Below are 14466 nucleotides of genomic sequence, written 5' to 3'. Positions count from 1 at the left end.
GACCGTCAGGCCGCCTGCCCGCAGGTGCACTGGCACTCGGTGAGGGTGCCGCCCGCGGCGGCGGTGTGCCGCCAGGCGGGGCTGCCCGGCACGAGCTCGGGCTCGGGCATCGGCGCCTCGTCCGACGGTGCAGGCTCGACCACTCCCCCGGCGGTGCGACGCCACAGGATCGGCGCGAGAACCGCTCCGGCAGTGGCGATTCCGGCCAGCAGTGCCCAGGCGGGGACGAGCCCGAAGCGGTTCGCACCCCACCCCGCGATCGGATAGGCGACGAGCCAGGCCAGGTGCGAGAGCGAGAACTGGGCGGCGAAGACGGCGGCCACGTCGCTCGGCGCGGCGGCCGCCCGCAGTACCTTGCCGGTGGGCGTGATCGCCAGCGCCGAGCCGGCGCCGCTCGCGAACCACACCACCGCGGTCAGCGCCCACGACGGAGTGTCGGCGGCGGCCATCGCCGTCGCCCCCGTTGCCGCGGCGGTGAGTAGCGCTGCGCCCGTGAGCATCACGGAGCGTTCGGTGAACCGATCCAGCAGCCGCGGCACGGCCAGCGCCACCAGTAGAGTCCCGCCGCCGGATGCGGCGAGCATCCAGGCGACCTGGGATTCGTTGCCGCCCAGCTGATCGCGGACGTAGTTCACGGTGTTGACCACCACGATCGAGCCGGCCGCCGCGACCGCGAAGTTCACCGCGAGCACGCCGCGCAGGCTCGGAGTGCGGGCGAAGAGCCTCACCCCGGAGAGGATCCGATCGGCGGGACCGCCCCCCGGCGCGCGGCGCGCGTCGGGCACCGTCGCCCTGAGTACGAGGAACGCGGAGACGACGAAACCGACTGCGGTGCCGACGAACAGGACGTCGAAATCGATGAGCAGCAGCGCGAGCGCCGCGACCACGGGGCTGACCAGGCTCTCCATCGTGTACGCGACCTGCGACGCGGACAGCGCGGTGGTGTACTCGCGCTCGTCGGTGATGATGTCGGGGATGACGGCCTGGAACGTGGGGGTGAACGCCGCCGACGCCGCTTGCAGGGTGCCGATCAACACGTAGATCTGCCACACCTCGGTGACGAAGGGCAACGCCAGCACGATGCCCGCGCGCACGAGGTCGAGGGCGACCAGGAAGGCCCGCCGCGGGAGCCGGTCGACGTACGCCGCGGCGAGCGGGGCGATCACGACGTACAGCACCATCTTGATCGTCAGGGCGGTGCCGAGCACGACGGCGGCCGAGGAGCCCGCGATCTCGTAGGCGAGCAGGCCCAGCGCGACGGTGGTCAGGCCCGTGCCAAGCAGCGCGACGATCTGCGCGCTGAACAGCATCCGGAAATCGCGGTGCGAGAAGGGACCCACGGTGGCTCCTGGTGATCGAGGCGGGATCAGTGGTGGGCGTGCCCGGCGTGCGGTGCGGCACCGTCGGCGACGAGGGTGAACTCCGCAGTGCGGACGGTGCCGCCGTGCTGGAAATCGAGGAACAGGCGGTACGTCCCGGCCGACGGGGCCATGGCGTGGAAGCGGATCTCCGGGCCGGCGGGGGTCGCCGGGTTCGACGGTCCGCCCTCTGGATGGACGTGCAGGTAGGCCAGATCGCCGGCGCGCAGCGCGACCAGGTGGCCGTAGGCCGCGAGGTAGGGCTCGAGGTCGGTGACGGGGGCACCGTCGCGGGTGACGGTGACGATCAGCTCGCCGCCCTGCCCCGGCACGAGCGCACCGTCGAGGGTGACCCGGTAGTCGTCGATCTCGGCGACGGCGCGGGGCGCGAGGAGGTCGACGGGACGGTACTCGCCCGGCACGGCGACGTCGGCGCCGAGCACCACGCCCGCCCCGAGCGCAGTGGGGACCACGTCCGCGAAGAACCGCCACACACCCGGGGCGAGATCCAGCTCGACCGACCACGTGCCGGCGGCGTCCATGACGGGGTGCACGTGCTGGAAGCCGCTGGTATCGCGCTGGACGGCGATGAAGTGCAGCTTCTTGTCGTGCTGCTCGTCGAAGGCCGTGACCGGCGCACCGTCGGGGCCGAGGATCGCGAACTCGACGCGGGTGCGGCCGGCATCGAGGATCGACAGGGCCGGGGTGATGCGATAGCCCTGCTCCGCGGTCTGCAGGCCCTGCGGGAATGCCGGTGCGGTGTGTGCGCTGTGGTCCATGACTCGCTCCTTCGACGTGCGTTCGCCGAACTGCGCTCGGCTGCCTCCGTGTGCCGGAGACACTGCCATATATACCCCCTAGGGGTATATATGGCAACCATTCGCTCGAGCCGAACGGCGAGCCGCATCACCCTCTCCCGAACCCTGGCGTGGCGCGATCTCGACGAGCCGACGGTTTCACGAGCAGAGGTCCAAACCTCATGCGTCCTGTCGCGGCACCTTGACGACTTCCGTGACGTCCCGGTGGAAGGTGTTCACCAGCGTGATCAGGCTGGACACGAATCCGTTCTCAGTGGCGGACCGCTTAGACCCCATCGACGCCTCGGCAGTGATGGTGAACTCGCGAATATCTCTACCTCCCTGAGGGAGTAGCACCGTCGGATCGTCGCGTACCGTCTCCAGCAGCGCCGAAGTAACTTCCGTTCTACTACCGAAATGGTGGGCGGCAATCCGGAGGCGCGGTGGTGCGGCACTCAGTTGTCGGATCAGCCAATTGACCTTTGTGCTCGTCCGGCCTGACCGTGGGGCAACGACGCTCTGCGAACAACCGATACGCAGCCGGGCCAGGTTGGCGTTGATAATCAGGGGAGCAGTTGCTCCGCTGATTTTCAGCGACCCGAAGACTTCGCCCGAGTCGGCCAACTGCTTGGCGCGGCTCACAGAATCACCCGTGGCGCGCGGGATCTGCGCAACGACAGTTCGGCCTGTGAGCGAGGTCAGCTGCATTGCTGCATGGCACGTGAGGTGATCGAACCTGGAGCAGATCTCCGACGTCGCTACGTCGGTCGCCGCGAGCGTGCCGTCCGCGATTCCGTCCCGAACCTTGACCCAATGCCGCCCCATATCACCGAATGACCACATACCCGACTGCTGATCGGCCGCATAGAGCAGCAGCTCCTCGAGAAGTCGTTGCTGCACGCGGTCACCCGTCTCGGACGCGTACTGCAGGGCAGCCTCGGTCACGATGGCCTCCCATGACAAATGAAAGACGCTGACCGACTTCGGTGGCCGGGATTCGAGGCGGAAGGGCAACTCGCTCGAACTGACAGTGAGATCACAACTGATCGTGACGACCGCGTCGTACCCCTTCGCACGAGCCAGCTTGATGTAGCTCTCAACCTGATCGTTCCCCAGTGATCCCTTAGCAGTCTTCACCTCAACCAGCGCCGTCCATTCCTTCGCGCCCCGAGTGACCCGAATCACCCCGTCCGGACGGTAGTCGTGGCCGGCGAGCGAGAACGCGACCTCAGAGAACGTCTCGACTCTTCCCCGGGGCGCGCCCAGCAGACCGACGATCCTCCGACCGAAATCCGGGACCACCGACATCACCGACAGCAGAACTGATGTCGTTCGGCCCTCTTGCTCAGCCGAGCTCCGAATACCGACCGTGGGAAACAAGCGCGCCCTCTGCCAAAGCTCCGCATGCACAGCGGAGGGGAGTCCGGGACTGAGCCGCTCCTTCCAGTCCGCCGGGATCTTTGCGACGGGTTTACGCCGCCGAGCCAACGCGACCGCAGCATCGGCTCGTGCCGGCACTTCCTCCGCGGCTTCCCGACCGCGCTCGTTCTCAACCACTGAGACCTCGTCGCCCATTCCTCTGTCCTCGGCGTCATCGACGTCGATTCCGAACTCAGTGACCAGCCCGCTGAGGCCGGCGCTGTATCCCTGGCCGACAGCTCGGATTTTCCAATCCGAGTCGCGCCGGTATATCTCGCCGAAAACCAGGGCCCGTTCGTCGGACAACCCACTCAACTCGCTGGTGATTCTCACGTCATCTCGATCCCCCGGTGCCGAAACCGCCATACGAACCGTGTCGGCAGCTCCGAACGTCGCGCTCGAGTCCGCCTCCGAATCGATACTTGCGGCCACGAGCACTCGATCCACAGACTCTGGTAGCCCCGCCAGATCGACTTCGACAGCGATCATGGTCGTGTCCCCATCGTCCGACGATGATGTTTCCGTGAGGCGAACGGCACCGTCCGCACCGGACGGTTGGTTGTAGAACACCAGGTCGTCGTTCGACCGAACCTTTCCTCCGGCGCCGAGGATGAGAACGCTGACGTCAGTAGGAATCACGCGCGAATCGGAAGCGATTCGAGCCTCGACCGCGACGACGACATGCGCGGACGAATCCCCGAATACTGCTTCGACTCCGACGTTTCCGCCCTTGGCGAGTACATACGGCTCGGACATTTCGTCAATCTATCGCCGATTGCGCAGCCATACCTTGACACTCGACGAAGAAGGTTGCGTTGCGGCGGTTTCCATCGGTCGTGAGGATCACTAGGCCGGACTCGGGCATGCGTGGCACGCATAGCCGCGTTGCGATGGATGAATCTCTCCGCGCACGAACGAAGCACTCTACGCACGCAGTCTCAGCACGACGCCCTGCACGCCCCACTCAGCCCACGGAACAAGTAAGGCCCCTGGCCAGTGTCTCCACTGATCAGGGGCCCTGCTGTCGTCTCAACCAACGAGTCGGGGTGGCGGGATTCGAACCCACGACCTCTTCGTCCCGAACGAAGCGCGCTACCAAGCTGCGCCACACCCCGTGACTGTTACAACCTGCACAAGGTTACTACAGCCACCGTCGGGCAGGAAATCGGCAGGTCAGGCCTGCACGGCCTCCGGCGCGACGACGGGTCCGAACTCGACCTCGCGGTCGCGCACGGGCGCGCCGACGAGGGTGAGCAGCGACGCCTCGGGGCGGCAGAAGGTGCGGAACGGCGCCCACGGCGACGTGCCGAGCCCGGCGCTGACGTGCAGCTTCATGTGCGCACCCCACGCGGAGGCGCCCTTGACCCGCGAGCGGTCCAGCCCGCAGTTGGTGATCAGCGCGCCGTACACCGGCAGGCACAGCTGGCCGCCGTGCGTGTGGCCGGCCAGCGCGAGGTCGTAGCCGTCGGTGGCGAACCGGTCGAGCACGCGGGGCTCCGGCGAGTGCGTGAGCGCGAGACGCAGATCGACGGACTCGTCGGCGCGGCCGGCGATCGTCTCGTACCGGTCCCGTTCGATGTGCGGATCGTCCACGCCGGCCACCTGGATGGTGACCCCGCCGACCTCGAGGCGGCGCCGCTGATGCGTGGCGTCGAGCCAGCCGCGCTCGGCGAACGCGGCCCGCAGATCCTGCCAGGGCAGCGGCTCGCCGTGCTTGCGCTCGTGGTCCTTGTCGAAGTACTTCGCGGGGTTCTTCGGCGTGGGACCGAAGTAGTCGTTGGAGCCGAAGACGAACAGGCCCGGCCGCGCGAGCAGCGGATCGAGCGTCTGCACGACCGACGGGACGGCGCGCGGGTGCGAGAGGTTATCGCCCGTGTTCACCACCAGATCGGGCTCGAGCGCCGCGAGTTCGTGCACCCAGGCCTGCTTGAGCCGCTGCCCGGGCGTCATGTGCAGGTCCGAGATGTGCAGGATCCGCAGCGTGGGCGTGCCCGGCGGAAGGATCGGCAGCGTGTGCTCGCGCAGCGTGAAGGCGTTGCGCTCGAACACGGTGGCGTAGGCGAGGGAGGCGACGCCCGCGCCCGCCAGGCCCGCTCCGGCACGCAGAAGAGGATGAACTGCCATTCCCCCAGGATACTCAGCAGCCGCTCCCCCGCACACCGCGTAAATTGGAGCCCATGTCAGAAGTGAAGGCCGCTATCCGCGACGACCTCAAGACCGCGATGAAGGCCAAGGACCAGCTGGTCACGGGCACGCTGCGGATGCTGCTCTCGGCGATCCAGAACGAGGAGACCTCCGGCACGGCGCACGCGCTGACCGACGACGAGTTCCTCAAGGTGGTCGCGCGCGAGGTCAAGAAGCGCGGCGAGGCCGCCGAGATCTTCGAGACCAACGGCCGCGACGAGCTGGCCGCCAAGGAGCGGGCCGAGGCCGAGGTCATGTCCCGCTACCTGCCGAAGCAGCTCGGCGACGAGGAGCTCGACGCCCTCGTCGACGCCGCGATCGCCGAGGTCACCGCCGAACTCGGCGAGGCCCCGACGGTGCGCCAGATGGGCCAGGTCATGAAGGTCGCCAACGCGAAGGCCGCAGGCGCCGCGGACGGCAAGCGGCTGTCCTCCGCCGTCAAGGCGAAGCTCGCCTAGTGGCGACGGTGCGCCGTCCCGGCGCGATGTGGCTGTGGGTGCTGGTCTCGCTCGCGGCGGGCGCGGGAGCGATCGCGCTGTACGTGACCGCGATCATCCAGTGCTCGGCGCTGCTCGGCACCACCGGCTACCCGGGGAACTTCCCCGCCTCGCCGCTGGGCGTGCGCACCATCACCATCCTCATCATCGCGATCGCGGGGCTGGTGGCCGTCGCAGCGATGGCCTTCACCGGGCTGTTCGCCCTGTTCGGGCAGCGCTGGGCGACTGCGCTCTACGGTCTCGCCGTGTTCGTGGGCTTCCTGCTGGCCGCGGCCTCGGTGCTGCTCGGCAACCCGCGCGGCTACACGGATCCGGTGAGCCGCTTCGGGATCGACCACAACGGCGCGCCGCTCGCCGGCCTGCCCATGTGGGGCGCCCTGATCGTCATGTTCCTGATGCTGTTCTCGCTGGTGCTCAGCCGGCCGGTGTACCGGTACGCGGTCGAGCGCAGCGCCGCGTGAACATCCTCGGTGCGTGTCGTCGACGACACGCCGAGGGCCGACCGCAGGAACGCACCGAGGCTCACAGCGCGCCGAGCGCGTAGCCGCCCCACACGGCAACGACGCTCGCACCGAGCGTGACCAGCCCGTAGACCGCGCCGTCCCGGTAGCGCTTGTCCCGCAGCAGGGTCAGGGTCTCGACGGTGGCGGTGCTGAAAGTCGTGTAGCCGCCGCACACCCCCGTGCCGAGCACCGCCAGCGCCGTCCCGCCGAGCCCTCCCCCGGCGACGGCCCCGGCCAGGAGCCCCAGCACGAACGAGCCGGACACGTTGATCAGCGCGGTGCCCCAGAACGACAGGCGGGCACGCAGCGCACCGTCGACGAGGTAGCGCAGGACGGCCCCGAGACCGCCCCCCAGGGCGACGAGCACGGTGGTCATCGCCGGACCACCGCCGCCCCGGCCAGAGCGGCGACGAGGCCGAGCAGCACCGTCGCACCGGCGTACAGGGCGCCGACGGCCGGGCTCGCGTCGTGGATGTCCAGCGCGAACGCGCTGTACGTGGTCAGGCCCCCGCAGAAGCCCGTGCCGAGCAGCAGCCGGACGAGGCGGTGCCGCTCGTCGTCGGGCCGTTGGGAGAGCGCCTCGACGATCCCGCCGAGGAGGAACGCGCCGGCCATGTTCACCGCGAAGGTGGCCCAGGCGAAGGGGCTGTGGGGCAGCCAGTGCCCCACCTCGGCGCGCACGAGGGTTCCGGCCGCGCCGCCGAGGAACACCAGTCCCAGGGCGGCGGGCCGCAGCAGCGTGCTCAGGGTCGGTCAGACCGCGGTGGTCAGATCGACGTCGATGTTGCCGCGCGTCGCGTTCGAGTACGGGCACAGCTGGTGCGCCTTGGCGACGAGGGCCTCCGCGTCGGCCTGGGCGAGGCCCGGCAGGGTGGCCTTGATGGCGGCGTTGATGCCGAAGCCGGACTCGGTCTTGCCGAAGCCGACGGTGACGTCGACGCTCGTGTCGTCCGGGACGTCGACCTTCTCGTTCCGGCCCACGGCGCGGATCGCGCCCAGGAAGCAGGCCGCGTAGCCGGCGGAGAACAGCTCCTCCGGGTTGGTGCCCTCGCCGTTGCCGCCCATCTCCTTCGGGGGCCGGGTGTCCAGGTCGATGCGGCCGGTGGCCGACTTCACGTGCCCGTCGCGACCGCCACCGGTGGCGGTCGAGGAGATGGTGTAGACGACGTCCAAGCTCATATCCGGCGCTCCTTCGCGTGAGGTGTCCGCCCTGTCGGGCGGCGTGCCCTTCCGACAGTAGTCCGCATCACAACCGGCCTCCGGCCGACGGGGTGGATCCGCCGATCAGCCCTGCGCACCGGCGGCGCAGTCGGGGCAGTAGCCCCAGAAGGTCACCTCGGCCTCGTCGATGACGAAGCCGTGGTCGTCGTCCACGGTGAGGCAGGGGGCGGCGCCGACGGTGCAGTCGATGTCGACGATCTTCGCGCACGACCGGCACACCAGGTGGTGGTGGTTGTCGGCGACGCGGGCCTCGTACCGGACGGCCGAGCCGGCGGGCTCGATGCGGCGCAGCAGCCCCTTCTCGGCGCACACGCGCAGCACGTCGTAGACGGTCTGCGTGGCGACGGTGCCCAGCCGCCCGCGCAGGTGCTCTGCCACGTCGTCGGCCGTGGCGTGCGGGTGACCGTCGAGGTAGCCGAGCGCGGCGACGCGGGGCGCGGTGATCCGCAGCCCCACGCCCCGCAGCCGCTCCTCAGCCGTGTCGACCTCGCTCATGCGAAATAGAGTACGCCCGACTTTGGAATGATTCCAGGGTCAATCACGAGGTGTGAGCAGCCCGCCGGTCCGCCCGCGCCACTCCCGCCGCCCCAGGTGGGGCGTCCCGAGGAACTCCTCGATCACGGGCGCCAGCACGTCGGCGCGCGTCACCAGGTCGACGTGCCCGCCCGAGTGGCGGCTCAGCGTGGCCCGCGGCATCAGCTTCTCGAAGATCCGGCCGTTGATCATCGGGATGATCGGATCGTCCTCGCCGAAGACCAGCAGCGTCTTCTGCCGGATCGCCGGCAGCGCGAAGATCGACGTCCACACCGAACCGGCGAGAAGCTGGTGCAGGTAGCCCATCTTCGAGCCCGCGTGCATCTGCTTGACGAAGAGCTGCCCCACGTCGTCGCCGTTGTCGCGCACCGAACCGCCGTAGAGCTCACCGGCGACCTGCGCCGCGTACTCGGGGTCCCGGAACCGGCGGGGCGTGACCATCTTGCGCAGCACCCGCGGATCGCCGGGCACCATGATCGCGCCGGTGCCGGTGGAGACCAGGATCAGGCGGCGGCAGCGCAGCGGGTTCTGGAAGGCGAACTGCTGCGCCAGCGCACCACCCCAGGACAGGCCCAGGATGTCGACGACGCCGATGTCGAGCTCGTCGAGCACCCGCCCCAGCACCCAGGCGAGGTACGGAAACCCGTAGGGCAGAATCGATGTGGGCGACTCCCCGGTGCCGGGCACGTCGAACCGGACCACCGGTCGCTGCGGATCGAGGGCGTCGACGAACGGGTCCAACACCTCGAGGCTCGCCCCGATCCCGTTGCACAGCACCAGCGGTACGCCGGTGCCGGGTCGGTAGCGCACCCGGATGCGCTGGCCGCCGGTGGCGATCAGCAGATCCTCCGGCTGATCCACCTCGACGTCCTTCGTCACGTCGTCGCTCATCGGTAGAGCACCACCGTCTCGGCGATACAGGCCGGGCGGTCGGCACCGTCGACCTCGTAGGTCAGGCGGATCACGGCCTCGATCCCGGCCGGCTTCTCCTGCGCCCCGGCCAGTTCCACGGCGGCGCGCACGCGCGAGCCGACGGGGACGGGTGCGGGGAAGCGCACCTTGTTGAGGCCGTAGTTGACGGCCGCCTGCAGGTTCTCGACGACGAGCGCCTCCGCGATGAACAGCGGCGCCAGCGAGAGGGTGAGATAGCCGTGGGCGATGGTGCGTCCGTACGGCCCGGCGGCCGCCTTCTCCTGATCGACGTGGATCCACTGGTGATCGCCCGTGGCGTCGGCGAAGAGGTTCACCCGGTCCTGGTCGATGGTCATCCACTCGGTGGTGCCGAGCGGCTGCCCGACGAGGCCGAGCAGATCCTGCGCGGTGGAGATCGTGGTGGTCATGCTCGTCCTCACTTCTCGTGAACATAGGTGCCGGGCGCGGGCGCCAGCGGCTCGTAACCGGGGGCGCCGAGCTGGGCCGGGGCGTCGACCTCGGCGCCGGCGCGCTCGGTCAGCCAGGCCAGGTGGTGCGGCCACCACGAACCGGCCTGCTTCTCGGCGCTCTCGAACCACTCCTCGGGCGTCTGATCCGGCTTGACCTGCGCGGTGCGGAACGACGACTTGGGGTTCCCGGGCGGGTTGACCAGGGCGGCGATGTGACCGGCGGTGGACAGGACGTAGGTGTTGTCCTTGCTGCCCAGCAGCGCGCCGCTGCGCTCGGTGGCCTGCCACGGGCAGATGTGATCGGAGAGCCCGCCGAGGACGTAGGCGTCGCACTCGACCTTCGAGAGGTCGACGGGCGTGCCCAGTATCGTCTGCTCGCCCGGCGTCACGAGGGTGTTGTTCACGCCCATCGTCACCATGTCCTTGTGCAGGCTCGCCGCCATCCGCGTGGTGTCGGCGTTCCAGAACAGCACGTCGAACGGCGCCGGGGAGCGACCCTGGATGTAGTTGTTCACCCAGTAGCGCCACACCAGGTCGGTCGGGCGCAGCCAGGCGAACATCTCGGCCATGGCGGCACCGTCGAGGTAGCCCTTGCCGGCCGAGCTCCGGATCGCCGCCTCGGCGCCGCGCTCGCTGGCGATCGCCGACCCCAGGCCCGCGTGGCTCTGATCGAGCACGGTGACGCCGAGCGTGATCGAGGAGATCCGGTCACCGCGGCCCGTGGCGAACAGGTGCGCGAGCAGCATCGAGGTGATGATGCCGCCGGAGCAGGTGGCGAACAGGTTCGCCTTGTCGGCGCCCGTGATCACCTCGAGCGCGTCGAGCGCCTCGATGATGGCGGCGCCGTACTCGTCGAAGCCCCAATCACGGTGCCGCGCCTGCGGATTGCGCCACGAGATCGCGAACACCTGGTGCCCGCCCTTGAGGTAGTACTCGATCAGGCTGCGTCCCGGCGCCAGGTCCATGATGTAGAACTTGTTGATCACCGGCGGGATGAGCAGCAGCGGGATCTCGTGCACCTGCTTGGTCTGCGGGGCGTAGTGGATCAGCTCGAACATCCGGGTGCGCAGCACGACGGTGCCCTTGGTCGTCGCGAGCGTCTCGCCCACCACGTACGCGTCCGGGTCGATCATCGACGGGATCCGCGGGGTGCTCGACATGTCGCGGGCGAAGTTCTTCGCACCGCGCAGCGCCGACAGGCCGCCGGTGTCGATGAGCGCCTTCCAGCCCAGCGGATTGAGCACGGGGCTGTTGGTCGGCGAGAGGCCCTCGATCAGGTTGTCGAGGACGAACCGCATCTTCTCGCCGTCCTTCCAATCGAGATCGGCGTCGACGTAGAGCTGCTCGGCGGTCTCGGACGCGGCGAGGTAGGCCTGCTCGACCCGGCGCAGCAACGGGTTCTGCGTCCAGGCGGGATCGGAGAAGCGGAAGTCGCCCTTCTTCGGCGCCCGCTGGCTCTTCCCCGCAGCGATCAGCCCCAACTCCTTGGCCAGGCCCGCGCCGCGCTCGGCGAGGGTGACGGGCTGGCCGGCGAGGGAGAGCGCGAATCGGGCCCACGCGGCGTTCGGGACCATGCGGGAGGCGAAGGACTTCGTCGAGTTGACGAGCAGCAGGTCGAGCGGAGCGCCCACTTCGACCTCGGGAGCCTGGTTGGAATCGGTGGTCATGGCAGTGCCTCGATCTCTCGTGCGAAGTGGGTGGTCAGGCGGTGTACTCGGACGGAACGGCGATGTCGCGCTTCTGGACCTTGCCGGTGGCGCCCTTGGGCAACTCCGTCAGCAGCCAGACGTGGCGCGGGTATTTGTAGGAGGCCACGCGCTCCTTGACGAACTCGCGCACGGCCTCCGCCGTGAGGGTGCTGCCGGGCTTGAGCGCGACGGCCGCGCCCACCTCCTCGCCGAGCGAGGCGTGCGGGATGCCCACGACCGCGGCCTCGGCGATCTCCGGGTGGCTGTAGAGCACCTCTTCGAGTTCGCGCGGGTAGACGTTGAGCCCGCCGCGGATGATCATCTCCTTCTTGCGGTCGACGATCGAGAAGAAGCCCTCCTCGTCGACGATGCCGATGTCGCCCGTGGCGAACCAACCGTCGGCGTCGATCGCGGCGGCCGTCGCGTCGGGCAGGTTCCAGTAGCCCTTCATCACGTTGTGGCCGCGCACCTGCACCTCCCCGCGCTCGCCCTGCGGGACCTCCTTGCCGGCGTCGTCGACGACCCGCATCTCGACGCCCTCGATCGGGGTGCCGATGGAACCCGCCTTGCGCGGCCGGTCCGGGTGGTTGAACGAGGCGACGGGCGAGGTCTCCGACAGGCCGTAGCCCTCGAGGACGATGGCGCCGAAGGCCTGCTCGAAGTCCGCGATCACCTGCAGCGGCAGAGCCGCGCCACCGGACGCGCACACCCGCAGCGACGAGACGTCGTCGCCGGGCTGCAGGGCCGCCACCATCGCCGCGTACATCGTGGGGACGCCGAGGAAGATGCTCACGCGATCGCGCCCGATCACCTCGATCGCCTTGCGCGGGTCGAACCGCGGGATCAGGGTGAGCGTCGCGCCGAAGCGGACGGCCGCGTTCAGTCCGCAGGTCAGGCCGAAGACGTGGAACAGCGGCAGGCACCCCATGACCACGTCGTCGTTGGTCAGCGCGAACAGGGTGCGGCCGGCGATCTCGCAGTTGCGGCCGAGGCTCTCGTGCGTGAGCTCGGCGCCCTTGGGCTTGCCGGTGGTGCCGGAGGTGTGCAGGATGACCGCCGTGTCCCACGGGTCCCGCGGCTCGACGGTGGCGTTCGGCTGCTGGTTCGCGAGCAGCGCGACGAGCGCGGCGTCGTCACCGAAGTGGCACGCCGCCCCGGCCGCCGTGGCACCGGCCTCGGCGTCCTCGGCGAAGACGGGCGTGGCGAAGAGCGCCTTGGCCGAGGTGTTGGCGAGGTAGTACTCGACCTCCGCCGCCTTGAGCAGCGGGTTCATCGGGACCGCGATCGCGCCGCGGCGCATGAGGCCGTAGAAGACGATGGCGAACGCCGGCGTGTTCGGGAGCATGATGCCGACCCGGTCGCCGGGCCCGATGCCCTGCTCGGCGAGGTACCCGGCGAAGCGCGCGGAGGCATCGTCGAACTCCGCGTAGGTGAAGCGCAGGTCGTCGCACACCAGGGCGACGGTGTCCGCGTGCGCAGCGGCGGCGGAGGTCAGGTTCTCGGCGAGATTCGTCATCGGAGTCCTTCTGGCGGGTGTCGGATTCGTCCTCTACAGAGTGACCCTCGCCACCCTGTCCGGTCGATGGTGACGCAAACACCATTCCGCCCGCTGCGGTGTGACGAAACACAATCACCACAGCTTGGTCTTGCAGCGTGATCGCTAGACGGATTTGCCAGTGTCCATGTGCAGGCGGACCCGGGCGTCCACCTCGAACGCGAGACACAGTTCGGCGACCTCCCGCGGCGAGCCGGTGGAGCGCCCGGTGAGGTGTTCGATGCGCCGCAGCCGATGACGGACCGTGTTCGGATGCACGTACAGCGCGGCGGCCGCGTCCTTGACGTTGCCGTCGTAGGCGACCCATGCCCGGAAGGTCGCGAAGAGCGGGTCCCGGTCGTCCTCGGGCAGCTCGTAGAGCCCGTGCAGCACGCCCCGCGCCAGCTCGACGGTCGTCTCGGGCGCGGCGATCGCCGCGGTGCCGAGCACCGAACCGTCGAACACCGACACCCCCGTCCCCGGCCCGACGAGCTCGCGCCGGGCGAAGGTGAGCCCCTGCGGGGTGTCCCGCAGCTCCCCGAACGGAGCGCTCACGCCGACGCGGGCGACGGCGATCCTGCGCAGTAGATCGATCACGGCGGCCCGCACGGCAGGCGTCGGGGCGTGGATGATCCCGATCTGCTGATCGGGCAGCAGCCGCCACGCGGAGTAGGCGTCGATCGCGCGCAGCCGGTCGGCGATGCCCGGGAGCGGGGCGCGGCCCACCTCCACCGTCGCCGCGGCCACCGCGAGGTACGGCCCGGTGGTCGGCAGGCGGAGCAGCGTGGCGATCTCCCAGAGGCTCTGATCGCTCGGAATCCTTCCCTGCAGAAGATATTCGGCGAGAGCGGCCCGCTCCGCTGCGTCGTCGAGCGCCTGCTCGGTGGTGCGGTCGCGGTGCGCCCCGGCCATGGCGTCGACGAACTGGTCCTGCGCCTCCCACATGTGCTGGGTCGCCGAGAGCAGCGCCCGACGGCTGAGCGCCGGGCGGTCCGCGGCGAGGGCGTGCACCTCCTGCCACACCCGGTGCACGCCGATGCGATAGGCGTGCATCACCGCCGCCAGCGGCACGCCCAGCTCCGCCCGGGTGCGGCCCGTCGCGGCCGCGGGCGCGGTGTCGAAGCGCGTGTCCGTGAGCGCCCGCACCATGTAGCTCAGGTTGTCGCGCACCGCGTCCGTGACCATCGCCGTGGAGACGGTCGTGGCGTCGGCGTAGAACGGGACCTGCTCGCGGATCGCCGCCACCACGGATGCGGTGATCGCCTCCATCCGCTCGGTCAGCGCATCGCGGATCTCCGCGATCTCGGTGTCCACGGCGTCCTCCACACCTGCCGATTGTGCTGCTTCCC

15 protein-coding genes and 1 tRNA gene are annotated in these 14466 nt (G+C 69.6%); 2 read left to right on the top strand and 14 right to left on the bottom strand.

Annotated features, from left to right (window positions below):
- Window positions 1–5: 5 nt before the first annotated feature.
- The 5 genes from BLQ62_RS02935 to BLQ62_RS02915 form a co-directional block, all read right to left on the bottom strand.
- On the bottom strand, window positions 6–1340 hold the full coding sequence (locus BLQ62_RS02935; protein WP_082756287.1) for an MFS transporter: 1335 nt from the start codon (window positions 1338–1340) through the stop codon (window positions 6–8).
- Between the two features lie 26 nt (window positions 1341–1366).
- The gene (locus BLQ62_RS02930; protein ID WP_068564803.1) at window positions 1367–2137 is read right to left on the bottom strand and encodes a hypothetical protein; all 771 of its coding nucleotides are present in this window, start codon (window positions 2135–2137) and stop codon (window positions 1367–1369) included.
- Window positions 2138–2335: 198 nt separating this feature from the next.
- Entirely contained in the window at window positions 2336–4330 is a 1995-nt protein-coding gene (locus tag BLQ62_RS02925; protein ID WP_068564805.1) for a TerD family protein, read from the bottom strand.
- A 285-nt stretch (window positions 4331–4615) separates the two neighbouring features.
- Window positions 4616–4689 (bottom strand) — tRNA-Pro (locus BLQ62_RS02920).
- A gap of 58 nt (window positions 4690–4747) precedes the next feature.
- Window positions 4748–5698, bottom strand: coding sequence for a metallophosphoesterase (locus BLQ62_RS02915; RefSeq protein ID WP_068564807.1), 951 nt, complete (start codon window positions 5696–5698; stop codon window positions 4748–4750).
- A gap of 53 nt (window positions 5699–5751) precedes the next feature.
- On the opposite strand from BLQ62_RS02915, the gene BLQ62_RS02910 reads away from it, so the two are divergent.
- On the top strand, window positions 5752–6216 hold the full coding sequence (locus tag BLQ62_RS02910; RefSeq protein ID WP_068531731.1) for a GatB/YqeY domain-containing protein: 465 nt from the start codon (window positions 5752–5754) through the stop codon (window positions 6214–6216).
- Window positions 6216–6716, top strand: coding sequence for a hypothetical protein (locus BLQ62_RS02905; RefSeq protein WP_068531733.1), 501 nt, complete (start codon window positions 6216–6218; stop codon window positions 6714–6716). Before BLQ62_RS02910 ends, BLQ62_RS02905 begins: the two co-directional genes overlap by 1 nt.
- 61 nt (window positions 6717–6777) lie before the next feature.
- On the opposite strand, the gene BLQ62_RS02900 is transcribed toward BLQ62_RS02905, so the two are convergent.
- From BLQ62_RS02900 to BLQ62_RS02860, 9 genes are all read right to left on the bottom strand, one after another.
- Window positions 6778–7134 (bottom strand): fluoride efflux transporter FluC, encoded by a 357-nt coding sequence (locus BLQ62_RS02900; protein WP_068531735.1) that lies wholly within the window; start codon window positions 7132–7134, stop codon window positions 6778–6780.
- A complete protein-coding gene (locus tag BLQ62_RS02895; protein WP_231857557.1) occupies window positions 7131–7469 on the bottom strand; it encodes a fluoride efflux transporter FluC in 339 nt (112 codons plus the stop codon). Before BLQ62_RS02895 ends, BLQ62_RS02900 begins: the two co-directional genes overlap by 4 nt.
- Window positions 7470–7511: 42 nt before the next feature.
- A complete protein-coding gene (locus tag BLQ62_RS02890) occupies window positions 7512–7937 on the bottom strand; it encodes an organic hydroperoxide resistance protein (protein ID WP_068531739.1) in 426 nt (141 codons plus the stop codon).
- Between the two features lie 105 nt (window positions 7938–8042).
- Window positions 8043–8474, bottom strand: a complete 432-nt coding sequence (locus tag BLQ62_RS02885; RefSeq protein ID WP_068531741.1) for a Fur family transcriptional regulator — start codon at window positions 8472–8474, stop codon at window positions 8043–8045.
- A 39-nt stretch (window positions 8475–8513) separates the two neighbouring features.
- Window positions 8514–9404: a poly(3-hydroxyalkanoate) depolymerase gene (gene phaZ / locus BLQ62_RS02880; protein WP_068531743.1), complete on the bottom strand. Its 891-nt coding sequence runs from the start codon at window positions 9402–9404 to the stop codon at window positions 8514–8516.
- A complete protein-coding gene (locus BLQ62_RS02875) occupies window positions 9401–9853 on the bottom strand; it encodes a MaoC family dehydratase (protein WP_068531745.1) in 453 nt (150 codons plus the stop codon). Before BLQ62_RS02875 ends, phaZ begins: the two co-directional genes overlap by 4 nt.
- 8 nt (window positions 9854–9861) lie before the next feature.
- The gene (locus BLQ62_RS02870) at window positions 9862–11562 is read right to left on the bottom strand and encodes a PHA/PHB synthase family protein (protein ID WP_068531747.1); all 1701 of its coding nucleotides are present in this window, start codon (window positions 11560–11562) and stop codon (window positions 9862–9864) included.
- A 34-nt stretch (window positions 11563–11596) separates the two neighbouring features.
- Complete coding sequence (locus BLQ62_RS02865; RefSeq protein ID WP_068531749.1) at window positions 11597–13099, bottom strand: long-chain-fatty-acid--CoA ligase; 1503 nt, start codon at window positions 13097–13099, stop codon at window positions 11597–11599.
- 144 nt (window positions 13100–13243) lie between these two features.
- Window positions 13244–14443 carry a PucR family transcriptional regulator gene (locus tag BLQ62_RS02860; RefSeq protein WP_068531750.1) on the bottom strand — a complete coding sequence of 400 codons (1200 nt, stop codon included), beginning with the start codon at window positions 14441–14443 and terminating at the stop codon, window positions 13244–13246.
- Window positions 14444–14466: the final 23 nt, after the last annotated feature.

It is taken from the genome of Tsukamurella pulmonis, assembly GCF_900103175.1.
GTDB classification, from domain to species: Bacteria; Actinomycetota; Actinomycetes; order Mycobacteriales; family Mycobacteriaceae; genus Tsukamurella; species Tsukamurella pulmonis.
This window is presented reverse-complemented; position numbering and strand designations above follow the sequence as displayed.